Origin of the sequence: Arenibacter algicola, assembly GCF_000733925.1 — a bacterium.
GTDB classification, from domain to species: domain Bacteria; phylum Bacteroidota; class Bacteroidia; order Flavobacteriales; family Flavobacteriaceae; genus Arenibacter; species Arenibacter algicola.
On record NZ_JPOO01000001.1, the window covers coordinates 2,094,798 to 2,108,079 of the forward strand.

General features: G+C 43.0%; 7 protein-coding genes and 1 tRNA gene. 6 read left to right on the forward strand and 2 right to left on the reverse strand.

From position 1 onward, the window contains the following. Nucleotides 1-52: 52 nt before the first annotated feature. The 5 genes from U735_RS0108950 to U735_RS0108965 all read left to right on the forward strand — a co-directional run bounded on the left by U735_RS0108950 (nt 53) and on the right by U735_RS0108965 (nt 9,710). Entirely contained in the window at nt 53-8,494 is an 8,442-nt protein-coding gene (locus U735_RS0108950; RefSeq protein ID WP_031443501.1) for a T9SS type B sorting domain-containing protein, read from the forward strand. Between the two features lie 273 nt (nt 8,495-8,767). Next, nucleotides 8,768-9,007, forward strand: coding sequence for a GIY-YIG nuclease family protein (locus U735_RS0108955; RefSeq protein WP_031443502.1), 240 nt, complete (start codon nt 8,768-8,770; stop codon nt 9,005-9,007). A gap of 79 nt (nt 9,008-9,086) precedes the next feature. After that, nucleotides 9,087-9,242 (forward strand): GIY-YIG nuclease family protein, encoded by a 156-nt coding sequence (locus U735_RS24495; protein ID WP_198036627.1) that lies wholly within the window; start codon nt 9,087-9,089, stop codon nt 9,240-9,242. Between the two features lie 163 nt (nt 9,243-9,405). Next, the gene (locus U735_RS24960) at nt 9,406-9,645 is read left to right on the forward strand and encodes a GIY-YIG nuclease family protein (protein WP_051892030.1); all 240 of its coding nucleotides are present in this window, start codon (nt 9,406-9,408) and stop codon (nt 9,643-9,645) included. Beyond that, nucleotides 9,636-9,710: transfer RNA gene (locus tag U735_RS0108965), tRNA-Pro, on the forward strand. Before U735_RS24960 ends, U735_RS0108965 begins: the two co-directional genes overlap by 10 nt. 158 nt (nt 9,711-9,868) lie before the next feature. Here the strand turns inward: U735_RS0108965 and U735_RS0108970 are convergent. Continuing rightward, complete coding sequence (locus U735_RS0108970) at nt 9,869-10,837, reverse strand: ISAon1 family transposase (RefSeq protein ID WP_455550045.1); 969 nt, start codon at nt 10,835-10,837, stop codon at nt 9,869-9,871. Between the two features lie 7 nt (nt 10,838-10,844). Continuing rightward, nucleotides 10,845-11,231 (reverse strand): ISAon1 family transposase N-terminal region protein, encoded by a 387-nt coding sequence (locus U735_RS0108975; RefSeq protein ID WP_031443504.1) that lies wholly within the window; start codon nt 11,229-11,231, stop codon nt 10,845-10,847. A gap of 173 nt (nt 11,232-11,404) precedes the next feature. On the opposite strand from U735_RS0108975, the gene U735_RS0108980 reads away from it, so the two are divergent. Continuing rightward, nucleotides 11,405-12,721 carry a site-specific integrase gene (locus U735_RS0108980; protein WP_084681088.1) on the forward strand — a complete coding sequence of 439 codons (1,317 nt, stop codon included), beginning with the start codon at nt 11,405-11,407 and terminating at the stop codon, nt 12,719-12,721. The last annotated feature ends 561 nt before the right edge of the window (nt 12,722-13,282 follow it).

Below are 13,282 nucleotides of genomic sequence, written 5' to 3' on the forward strand. Positions count from 1 at the left end.
TATACTTAGACTTCCCCAAGTCCAATTATATTTTGTAAAACCTACTTAACCTATGCTTCCGAAAAAACCACGGTATATTTATTATGCCCTACTTCTGCTAGCACTAAGCATTGTGTTTAGTACCTCGAAGGCAAACTCTATAGTTTATGAGCTTATAGCGGATGTTTCATCTGCAGTCGAAAATATAAATGCAATAGAGATTGTTGTTGAACAACCCCAGGAGAATAACTTTCTGGAGAGTTCCAGAATTAATACCAACGAAGAGGTCGCAATTGATGTTACTTCCAGTCCAATGATGTTTGCTACAATCATCAACGGTGCCAATGAACAGGTGACCTGTACCAACGATGGTAGCACCTTGGCCAAATTTTTTCTTTGTGGAACTGGAGATGATAGAACGGTTTCAGTGAGTGGATCTGGCACCATTACATGGCAGAAACTTTCGTCGAGCTGCGTTTTCGTAGGAACGGACACCTGTCCCGTAAAGGACAATAGTTGTTATGGCCCGGCAGTAACAAGTGCAACTTACTTTCTTGATGCCAGTGATCCCTCCGTTGCGGGGGAATATCGCGTTAGGGTAGGGTCAGGGGCTTTTTATTATTTTAGGGTATCTTCCAATCCCTTGAATCCCCAGCTTAGTACACAGGATATAATTTGTGGCAATCCAGGAAGGGTAGAGGTTACCAATGTACCTGCTGGTTACGAATACAGTCTTAATTCTGCTGCAGGCCCCTATCAGGACAATCCGTATTTCGATATATTTACACCTGGTAATTATCAGGTGTATACGCGTTTAAAGAACGCTTCCCCAAGTGCATGTGTTTTCCCATCACAAACCGTAACCATAAACGAAGTGGATATGACTGTGGATGTTTCCATGGTAGATATCATCTGTAGTGGTGATAAGGGTAGCATAAGTATCAACATCTCGGGTGTACCCGGATTTTATAGCTATAGGTTAATAAGAAACGGTGCTACCATGAATACCTTTGGTCCCAATGGGTCCAACACCCATACCTTTAATAATCTTGGGGCCGGAACCTATTCGGTATCCGTTCAGGCGGGCAGCAGTTGTACCCAGACCATTAGTACCATTAATGGAAATCCGATTACCATAGGTGCGGGACTTGTACCTGTAGATGCTACTGCCTTTGCGACCGACAGTTTTGGCTGTGGTGCCACTTCAGTGGATATCACTATAGATGCAAGCGGTGGTACGGGACCATATCAATATAATGTTAATGGAGGTGCCTTCGGGGGAAGTTTCGCAACTTCCACCACACATACGGTTAGTAGTCCAGGTACCTATAATATAGTGGTAATGGATGCCAATGGATGTACCAAAAATGCAGCCGTTGATGTTGAGAATATTCCACCCCCAGTATACAATATCAGTTCTATAGACGCCAATTGCGGGGGTTCCAATAACGGAAGTATTTCCGTAAATGTTACCAATAGTAATGGTTATAACCTGGAATACAGTATTAATAATGGCGGTACGTTTCAGAACAGTAATGTTTTTTCCAATTTGGCGCCAGGGAATTACAATGTAGTAATAAGGTATCAGCAAGATACTTTTTCTTGTACCACTCCAGCAGTCAGTAGGACCATAGGTACCCCTTCTACTATTTTAGGAAATGCCAATGCTACCCAAACCCCAACTTGTTTAAATGAAAGTGGGGGCCAGATTACCTTTTCGGGAGTTAGTGGAGGTGTCGGTCCATATGAGTACAGCATTGGGTCTGGCTTCATTCTGAACAATACGGTCTTTAATGGAATTTCCGCAGGGACATACTCCCCGCAGATACGCGATGCCAATGGTTGTGTTTCTACCCTCCCGGCCATTGTTTTTAGTCCGTTGAACAAACCTACGGATATCGATTTTACGGTATCCAGTATAGATTGTGCCACAGGTACTGCGTCCGTTTCCTTAACGGTAACAGGAGGTGCGGCCATAAGTACTTATGAAATTATAGCCCCGACCAGTGTAAATAATGGTGGATCCAATACCTTCACCGGTCTGGGTCTTGGTAGTTATACCTTTAGGGTAACCGATTCTGCTGGTTGTAATTATACAGAAAGTTTTGCCATAACAGATATTAGTTCTATTGGGGTTACTAGTCAGTTGTTGACCAATGTAACCTGTTTTGGGGATAGCGATGGGGCAGGTCGTTTTATAGTGGACGGATTTAATGGTACTTACAGTTATCAAATAGATGCAAATCCTGTAGTAACTGGCCAGACTTCCAGTATAGTTTCTGTAGGTGGACTAAGTGCTGGTTCATATACCATAACGGTTACGGATGAAGATACCAATTGCGTTGATACGGCAACCCTAACTATTGCGGAACCATCAGCTGCTTTGACCATATCTCCTATATGGACCGATATGAGTTGCCAAAACAACAATAGGGGAGCGGTAAACGGGAATGCCTCCGGTGGATGGGGCGGATTTCAATATACCCTTACCAGACCAAACGGAACTACTGCGGGACCTAGGAGCAATCCAAATTTTACTGGCTTGACCGATGATACCGGGCCATACACTATTAGTGTTGTAGACGGTGGTGGTTGTACTGCTTCCGCAAGTTATACTTTTACTTCTTTAACGGCGCCCACTTTGGTGTTGGATACTGGAGCTTCCGATTTTTGTTTTGATAGTTCCAATGCTACAACCATGGTGGTCAACGCCAGTGGTGGGGATGGGAACTACGAGTACAGAATTGATAATGGTCCTTGGGTAGCCGGTGGTGCCAGTGCAAGTTTTGGAGGTCTTACCCCTGGTAACCATACTGTTCAGGTAAGGGATGGAAATAACTGTATGGATGATGTTGTTAGGAATATAAGGCCACAGACCACTTCTACTGTAAGCATACAAAAAGAACTTACCTGTAGCTTGGTACCTGGTGCAGGTGATGCCGATATTCGGGTAAATATTGGCAATGGAAATCCTCCTTATGCCAATTATGCCGTGAATATTAATGGAGGGGGGTATGGACTTACTACACCTATTGCAGGAAGTAGTTTTGTATACACAACCCCAAGTCCTGGTACTTACCAGTTCCAAATTACTGATGGCAATGGTTGTGTGGTGGAAACCAATGTGGTTACCATAAGCCCTACTGATGTAATTGTAGCCACGGCCGATGTTACGGACCCACGTTGTGATGATCCCAATACCGGGGTAGTCCGCTTGATACCTGATACCACGGTAGGGGTGGCACCATATGAATATAGTATAGATGGTACCAACTATACAAGTCAGGCTGTATACGGAAATCTTTCCCCCGGAAATTATACCTATTATGTTAGGGATAGCAGAGGGTGTTTTATAGATGTCGATTTTACTGTAGGACCTCCAGATCCAGGAATTGATGTCACAGTGGTGCCCAATGATGCTACCTGTGCTGCGGGAGTGGTTGAGGGAAGCATTGATGTTACTGGTAATGTCAATGGTGTAGCTCCTTATACCTATACTTTATTGGATGTCAACGGAAACGTTGTCGGTCCAGTCGTAAATACCGCCAGTGATACCCATAGTTTTACCAATTTACCTGAAGGGGAATACACGGTAATTACAAGGGATGCCTCCGGTTGTGAAGATAGGGATGCAGTTACCTTGGGCCATACAGGACTGACAATTACACCTGTACCACCACCTTTGCCAGCCAGCTGTGATCCCAGTGCAGATGGCTTTACCTATACGGTTAATATTGCCGGTGGTTCGGGAGAGTATGATATAAGGGTATTGGGCGACCCGTCAGGCTTTTTTAGTATGGCATCTGGCGCTACCTCCCACACCTTTAGTTATGCGGCAAATGGAATTATTTACGGAGTAGCCTATACAGTTGAAGTTCTGGACAGGGTAACAGGTTGTATTTATCAGCAGGAAATTCCACCAGTAAGTGGTCCATTGCCTGGTTTTATCGCAACAGCTTCTGCGACTTCATCTTCCTGTGACGTATCCGGAAACGGAATATTCTATTATGAGGTTGAAGAATATAGTGGCACACAGTTAGAAATTACGGTAATCAATGTTACAACTGGAGCTATTGTGGCACCTGCAACAATCATTGCAGTGCCAGCTTACGTTGCTGGTACTCCATATACAGGACAGATAACAAACTTGCCTCCCGGTAACTACCGTGTTCTGGTAGAGGATGTACCTACAGGATGTACCACTAGTGCACAGGCGATTATAGCCCAAGATATCCCTAGCATCAGCGTTGATAGCAATACCAATGCCAATTGTAATGATCCTTTAGGGCATTTGGTAATACGTGGTGTTGGAGGAACGGGGCCATACCAATACTCTGTGGTACCCACCACAACGGCAGTAGGTGCCTATTCGGCAACTATGGACTATGATCTGTCTCCCGGGGATTATGATGTTTATGTACAGGATGTCAGTGGATGTAGTTCTTTCACTACGGTGACCATATTAGAGGATCCAGGAGTTGCGGCACCTACCATTGATGTTACCAATCAATGCTTTGTGGTGGCTTCCTATAATGTAGAGGTTACTGGCCCGGTAAACAGTGGACCTGCCCCGGAGACTACTTTTCAGTACGATATGGGAAGTGGATTTCAGGATAGCCCTTTTTTCACGGTTCCCAATCCAGGTACTTATACCATGACCGTAAGGGATGGTAATGGATGTACTGCTACCAATACTTTTGAAGTATTCGACTTCTTCTCAATAACCGCCAGTGCAACCGCGGAGCCTTCGTGTAATAACGCAGATGGTACCATTACTGTTGTGACTTCAGGTGGTAGTGGAGATTTTGATTATGTTTTGGATGATGGCATAAATCCAACTACTTTTCAAGCTAATAATCCTGTTTTTACCGCACTTGTTCCTGGGAATTATACCATAACCGTAACAGATAGAAGTTCCAATACCACTCCATTATGTGAGGATACAGCGGTAGTAGAAATTATTACAGTGGATCAACCAATTATAGATTCCGTGTTGACAGAAGATATTTCTTGTTTCGGAAGTGCTGATGGTAGCATTTCGGTTGATTTGGTAGCGGCATCAGCAACAGACGGACCTTTTGTTTATAATTTATACGATAGCGGTAACAATTTGATTGTGAGTCAGGCCGATGCTATTTTCGATAATTTAAATCCTGACAACTATCAAGTTGAGGTGGTGTCCAGCAGAGGGTGTACATCAGCTCGAGTGCCTGCGAATATTATAGAACCTACAGCATTGATGGGGGCGGCAACAGCTCCTCCCTTTACCTGTAATCCGTCCAGCAATACCTTTAATACCACAACAATATCCGCATATGCGGATACCAATGGGGATGGTACCGGTGCACTTACAGGTACAGGACCCTATTCTTACAGTATAAATGATGGTACCCCGGTATTCGATGGGACCAATTTCCAGAGTAGCAATACCTTTGAGATTATCGATAACGGTGGGCCTCAGACCATAATTGTTACAATAAGGGATAATAATGGTTGTGAAATTACCGATACGGTCAATTTGACTCCTCCCACCGGACTAACCTTTAGTTTTAACGAACTTACCCCTATTACCTGTGACGCTTCGGGATCTGGTGTAATGGCCAGTACCGTTGAGATTATTATAGACCAGGGTCCTGGAAATTACGGGGTTGAAATATTGCCTTTGGGATCACAGCCAGAGCGACTTACCAGTGGAGCCGATAGGATTGTTTGGGACTTGGATACTCCTGGAGATTATATTTTTGCTGTGAGGGATATAGCCAATGGCGGCTGTTTGTTTGTTACTCCAACGTACAATGTGCCGGATTATAACCTTATAGAGGCTGTTATCAATGAGGTGAAACCAGTAACCTGTTTTAATGGATCTGACGGGGAAATCAGTATTGAAGTCAACAATTATACGGGTGTTTATAATTATGAAGTATTTTCCCGTGATGCTGCCGGTGTGGAAACAACCACTGGAGTTACAGGAAGTTTTGATACCGCCAATCCAATAAACACCCCAGAAATAATTGTCGGCGTACCGGCAGGTAACTTATTGGTACGTGTAGAGGCAGTGGATAGTCCATTTTGTGATACCGTTAGTAACACAACAACGGTACACGGACCGGACAGACCTTTGGATCCTTCACCAGCTCAAACTGCAGATGTAACCTGTTTTATCCCTGGAAGGGGTGAAATAACGGTTTCAGGTGATGGTGGCTGGGGAGGCTATGAATATCAATTGGAAATGGAAACTGCTCCGGGGGTATACCTTATGATTACTTCCTTCTCTACCAGTAATGTATTTAGTGATTTAATAAGCGGTACCTATCGTGTAGGTATCCGTGACTCTGGCGGGTGTGTGGTTATGGAAGATTTCATTATTAACCCACCTGTGCCCATAGCTGCCGATATTAGAATTGTGCAGCCATTGCTCTGCCCTGGATCAAATGATGGAATAATTGAAGCATATAATATTAGTGGTGGAGAAGATATTAATGGTGATGGCGAGGAATATCTGTTTCAGTTGAACAGGTTGGATACCTCTGGTAATATTTTAAACACCAGTGGTTTACAGGAATCCGCTGTCTTCCCTAACCTGCCCACAGGAAATTATACCATAGTGGTCTATGACGGCTGGGGATGTAGTTTTACGACGCTACCAGTTTTTATCCAAGATCCTCTTCCTGTAGATGCAGATCTGGTGGAGACTTTGGCTCCCGGTTGCGGGGATGAGGGCCGTATGGAATTGACTATAGCAAATCCAATTGCTGGAATGGAGTATTTCTATCGCAGATCCGGTACCACAGATCCTTTTGTTTCTTTCGGAGGAATTGGAGTAGTTACAGTGGAGATTATTATACCCGATGTAAATCTTAATCCTGGGCCTTACCAATTTGATGTACAAAATGGTAATGGTTGTCCAGAGCAGAAGTCGAATGAAATTAATCTTGATCCTGCTTTACCTTTGGTTATTGCCCTTGATTTGGTGGATGCCAATATCAAATGTGCCGGACAACCAACAGGTATTGTACGGTCTGAAGCCTTTGGAGGGGTAGGAAACTATATTTATACCCTGGTAAATAATATTTTGGATAGTGGAACACCTGGTGTTCCAAGACTCCCAATTGCGACTGATATTGTGAGGGGACCACAAAGTTCGGGTATCTTTAGGGATTTGCCTCCGGGATCTTACTATGTCTATGCAACCAGTCTGGGATGTACTGCCATTTCAGGGGAAATTTTGATTACTCCCAAGGACCCGTTGATCTTGGATCGTTTGGAAATGGTGCCTGTTAGTTGTTATGGTGATGTAGATGGTCAGGTCATTATAGAAGCCAGCGGTGGTACTGGAAAAATACGTTTTTCCATATCCGATACCTTAAGTGAATTCTTTGAAGGGGAAGACCCCTCAAATCCAAATTCTTTCACTTTTACTGACTTACCACCTGGTACCTATGAAATAATAGTACAGGACGAGCTGGGATGTAATATTTTGCAGGAAGTGACCATTACGGAGCCCGAAGAATTGTTAGTGGCCAATGTGGACACCACGCCGGAAACTTGTATTATGGCTTCTGATGGCTCGGCACAACTGACCATGATTGGCGGAACACCCTTTGTGGACACCTTAAGCGGAGCAGAGTATTACGAGACTAGAATTATTGGACCAAACTCAATTGGGGATGAAGTATTTGAAAGAAACGATGCCTTGTTTTTCGACAACCTAATGGGTGGAGAAACCTATGTAGTGTTCATTCGCGATTCTATGGGTTGCGAGACTAACGCGGTTATCCCGATCATGATAGGTGTTGATCTAAGTGCCGAGCCCATAGTTGAATATGGATGTGAGGGGATTTTCCCAAATAGCACCGTTACCATTCGTATGACAGATTCAAGCTTAATGTCTAGACTTCTATTTTCACTGGATGTTGATGATATGACCTTGGCCAATACCCAGACTACATTTGGGGATTTGGCGGCAGGCGATCATACTGTTTATATCTATCATGAAAATGGATGTGCCACCTCGGTGGACTTTACCGTGGATGCATATGAACCTTTGACCTTGACAGCCATAAAAACTGGTCCAAACGAGGTTACTGCAACTGCTACGGGAGGCTTTGGGGACTATGAATATTTCTTCCAAGGGGATTCTTATGGTACAGTGAATGTGTTTTTATCCAACCAAGATACCAATGTTGAGGTCAGGGTAGTGGATCGTATGGGTTGTGAGGCTATGATTTCCATTCCGTTCAAATTTACGGGTATGTTGGAAATACCCAATTTCTTTACCCCAAATGGAGATAACATGAATGACGAATGGTATCCGGGAAATAGGGATTACTTCCCTAATATAGAAGTTAAGATCTATGATAGATATGGTAGGGTAGTGGCGATTTTGGACCAGGTATCTGGCTGGGACGGTAATTACGATGGTAAGGCAGTACCTTCTGGAGATTATTGGTATGAAGTGAACGCCAATGACGAAGATAAACAGCAATTTATGGGTCATTTCACCCTGTATAGATAAAGGAATTATTACCTGTATTTTTCCATGAAAAGGGCACTAAAAATATTAGTGTCCTTTTTTATCTGGTATGACTTTTTATTTCGAAGGATTATACTATATTTGCAGTCCGAAAAAACAATAGTAATTTTTATTACAGTTGATTATTCAGGGTGTACCACGCCTATAGCGTGGCAGGTCTCGCCCGGTTTGTAACGCAAGGCGTTATTATTGAGCCGCGTTTGGGAAGCGGAGGTCGTCACGCTTGAGGCGTGACCACCCCAAAAATAGGATTAGATGTTCGTTTATATTTTATATAGCGAGGAACGTTCAAGATATTATGTAGGTCAGACTACGGATATCACAAATAGATTGAAAAGACATAACCTTGGAATTGTACCCTCTACCAAGAGCGGGATTCCTTGGAAATTGGTTTTGCAAATTGAAGTATTGTCGCGATCCGAAGCTATGGTTTTGGAAAAAAGGATAAAGAAAAGAGGAGCAAAACGTTTTATAGATGACCATTTCGGGGTGTAGCGTAGCCCGGTTATCGCGCCGCGTTTGGGACGCGGAGGTCGTCACGCTTTGGGCGTGACCACCCCAAAAATAGGATTAGATGTTCGTTTATATTTTATATAGCGAGGAACGTTCAAGATATTATGTAGGTCAGACTACGGATATCACAAATAGATTGAAAAGACATAACCTTGGAATTGTACCCTCTACCAAGAGCGGGGTTCCTTGGAAATTGGTTTTGCAAATTGAAGTATAGTCGCGATCCGAAGCTATGGTTTTGGAACGACGTATAAAGAAAAGAGGAGCAAAACGTTTTATAGATGACCATTTCGGGGTGTAGCGTAGCCCGGTTATCGCGCCGCGTTTGGGACGCGGAGGTCGTCACGCTTTGGGCGTGACCACCCCAAAAATAGGATTAGATGTTCGTTTATATTTTATATAGCGAGGAACGTTCAAGATATTATGTAGGTCAGACTACGGATATCACAAATAGATTGAAAAGACATAACCTTGGAATTGTGCCCTCTACCAAGAGCGGGGTTCCTTGGAAATTGGTTTTGCAAATTGAAGTATTGTCGCGATCCGAAGCTATGGTTTTGGAACGACGTATAAAGAAAAGAGGAGCAAAACGTTTTATAGATGACCATTTCGGGGTGTAGCGTAGCCCGGTTATCGCGCCGCGTTTGGGACGCGGAGGTCGCAGGTTCGAATCCTGCCACCCCGACGAACCTAGAAATAGGTAGTAGCAAAAACACTGTTAATCAATTGATTTTCAGTGTTTTTTGTTTTTACACATTTTCTTTGATATCAAATGATATCATATGTGCACACCTAATTCGGTGTACAAATCGGATCAAGTCCAAAATCTGGGTTTTTACCATTTTAAGAATATAATTTAATCAAGCGATATAAGAAGTATTCCGTATTCCTGACTCCCCTAAATTGTGATCTAAAAGCCTTTACTTTGGCATTAAAGGATTCTGCTGAAGCATTTGTACTTCTGTTTAAAAAATAGTTGAGTACAGAGCGGTAATTTAAAGCAATACTATTGGCTACCGTTTGGAAGCTCTTAAATCCTGACTCCTCTACATCTTTGTACCAGTGGGCTAGTTTGGTGTAAGCTACTTTAATATCTATGGCTTGGTTAAAAATATTCCTCAAGCCTTGAACAAGTCCATAAGCTTTCTTTAATTCTGGGTATTCATTAAACAATATCTGTCCCCTCTCTTTCTGATTTGGAGTCCATTTATCTGGGGATTTATACAGTAGATATCTACTCCTGGCCAGGAGTTGTTTTGAGCTGTCACCATTAGAAAAAGTTACAGGTTTAAATTCTTTGTCGGCTACTCTAGATAGCTTTATCTGTTCATTTTCTTGATCCAAAGCTTCCCATCGGTATTTGATACGAAGATCTTGGAGCGCCTCTATTGCCAGCTTCTGTACGTGGAACCTGTCGGTGACCTGTACGGCTTTGGGGAAGCATTTTTTGGCGATGGTCTTCATGGAGTTTGCCATATCCAGGGTGATTTCCTTGACCCTGGCCCTTTTCTTGGTGGGTATCTTCATTAGTTGTTCTATGATAGGTTCCACCTTGGTGCCGGAGAATATGGCCACTATGGACCCTTTTTTTCCCTTGGCCTTTTTGTTGGTGATTATGGTGTAGAGCTCCCCTTTGGAGAGTGCCGTTTCGTCAATGGACAGGTAAGGTCCCATATTTTCGGGAAAGACGAGCCATTGTTTGGCATGCCCCTTTTGCTCCCAGTCCTTGAACTCGCTCAGATAATCCCTGTACTGTCGCTGGAGTTTCTTGCCATTTACCCCGAAGAGAGACCCCAGTTGTTGGCCGCTCAGGGCCGTATTATCCGTTGATCTCTTTTAAAAAAGCAGCGAACTCCTTTGACATGCGGGTCCCCTGTGCAATAAAATCATCCCAATCACGGCTGGTCTTGGTCCACTTTCCATCCACCAGGACATCCCAGCGCCTGCGCTTGAGGCTCAAGCTGACCAGATTGCTGCGGATCGGATAATCATCGATGACCCTGGGCTCCATAAAGCCACTGGCCTTAAAGGTGTGCTCTTTGTAACGCTCCGGTATCTGCTTTTTCTCCTCTAAAAATACAGTCAACCGATTGTCGTACAAGGGATTCTTTATCGGTTTTTGTTCAAAGCCGACGATATCAAAAAAGTCGAGTAATCCCTCTGGTAAAAATAAGCTCAATAACGATAAATCGGTTCCTTTGTCCATCCCTTAAATTTAAAGTGCAAAGAAATAAATTATTCACTTTAGACCCAACTTTTGTTCTTGATCCTACAAATCGGTGTGCAACGGTTCACTGAAATTGTAGTAACTTGAAAGAACTTTAGGGTAGTATTTGACTTTTTTCCTTAGTGATCATTGTCTAACTAAAGCCGTTTCAAATGAAAACAAACCAGACCTTTACAGTAATTTTTTTTACAAGAAAATCCAGGAGCGTTCAAAACCTTCTATCCATTTATGTCCGCATCACCATTTTAGGCAAACGAGCCGAGATCAGTTTAAAGCGAAAGATCGATGCTGGCCAATGGGATTGCATCAAGGGTAGGGGAAAGGGCAGGTCGGAAGAGATCCGTAACCTGAATGCCTATCTGGACCAGGTACAGGCCAAACTTCTACAGTGCCATAGCCAACTTGTCCACGAGGACAAGATTGTGTCCTCCAATGCTATTAAAACACGTTTCCTTGGTGAAGATGAGGTGAGCAGGACCTTGATGGACCTTATAGAATACCACAATGGTAACATGGTCCATGTCCTCAAGCCTGGCACCATGAAGAACTATTACACCACGGAAAAATACTTAAAACGATTTTTAAAGAGCAAGTACAAACAGGAGGATATCCACCTGAAGCAGCTCAACTATCGTTTTATACTGGACCTGGAACATTATTTAAGGAGATGCACGGACAAAAAGAAACAGCTGTGCCTTAACAATAATGGGGTGATGAAACATTTGGAACGGTTCAAGAAAATGGTGAACCTTGCCGTGAAACTGGAATGGGTAAACAAAAACCCCTTTGATAGGTTCCAATTGAAGTTCAACAAATTCGATCGCGTGTTCCTGACCCAAAGGGAATTAAGGCTGATAGTGGAAACGGAATTCAAGCAGGACAGATTGCAGCATGTAAAGGACTGTTTTGTATTTTCCTGTTACACGGGGCTTTCGTATGTAGATGTAAAGGAACTAACGAGGGATAAGATCACCAAGGGGATAGATGACCGGAACTGGATCTATACCAAACGGGAAAAAACGGACGAGCTGGTCAAAATTCCTATTCTTCCCCAAGCATGGGGGATTTTGGAAAAGTACAGGGATTACCCTACCCAAAATGGATTGCTGCCTATTTGTTCCAACCAGAAGGTGAATACGTATCTCAAGGAAATAGCAGGTGCATGCGGGGTCAATAAGAACATAACCTTCCATGTGGCCAGGCATACCTTTGCCACGACCGTCATGTTGTCCAATGGAGTACCCATTGAAACGGTATCAAAACTTTTGGGCCATACCAAATTGTCAACCACCCAGATATATGCTAGGGTAGTGGAGTCGAAAATAAGCGAAGATATTGGTAATCTATTAATGAGGTTTAAGGAAAGGGAGAGCCAAAGTGCGGTTGAAAAGAAAGATAAAAATGGCGAACGGGAGATAAGGACTATCGACCCCAAATCTTACCATAACTTAACTGCGCATGGATCCTGATTCGATTTTATAGTGTTCGGGCGGATAAGCGTAAATAAAATCGAATTAGGGCGCATTGTGCTTTCGTTCAGGAGCACAATGCCAATACCTAAATTAAGCGAATATCCGATAATAAACGTTTGTACACGATTAATTCCAAGCATGAGGTATAGTTAATTTATTGTGTCCCGGTGTTCTATGAAATATGATTGGGTCAATGTATTACTTTGTTTATTGTCCCTAGTGGACGTTTTGACCCAATGAACTAAAATTTACTAAAACTCTTCAGAGCCAAGTCATTTATGACCGAAAAACAGCACTAGGATATTATTTACAGTAAAAACACCAATGTTTATAGGGGCTTAGAGCGGTTTTACTATAAAAATAGGATAGCACCTCAAATTTGATATGTCAATATAGTCCTAAAAATCAACGATTTACAAACTGTAACACCGCTTTAGCGTGTTACCCTCTTGCTATTCCCCTAAGTTTTAGAAACACACTTTGCATAAAGAATGTTTTATGATATAAAGCACTTCTATTTGGTAGTTTTAATGAAATACCATATTGGTTGTTTAATTA

What these genes read in the sequence shown, in the direction of transcription:
- U735_RS0108950 (WP_031443501.1), top strand. Translation starts at nt 53, where the DNA reads ATGCTTCCGAAAAAACCACGGTATATTTATTATGCCCTACTTCTGCTA.
- U735_RS0108955 (WP_031443502.1), top strand. Translation starts at nt 8,768, where the DNA reads ATGTTCGTTTATATTTTATATAGCGAGGAACGTTCAAGATATTATGTA.
- U735_RS24495 (WP_198036627.1), top strand. Translation starts at nt 9,087, where the DNA reads ATGTTCGTTTATATTTTATATAGCGAGGAACGTTCAAGATATTATGTA.
- U735_RS24960 (WP_051892030.1), top strand. Translation starts at nt 9,406, where the DNA reads ATGTTCGTTTATATTTTATATAGCGAGGAACGTTCAAGATATTATGTA.
- U735_RS0108975 (WP_031443504.1), bottom strand. Translation starts at nt 11,231, where the DNA reads ATGGACAAAGGAACCGATTTATCGTTATTGAGCTTATTTTTACCAGAG.
- U735_RS0108980 (WP_084681088.1), top strand. Translation starts at nt 11,405, where the DNA reads ATGAAAACAAACCAGACCTTTACAGTAATTTTTTTTACAAGAAAATCC.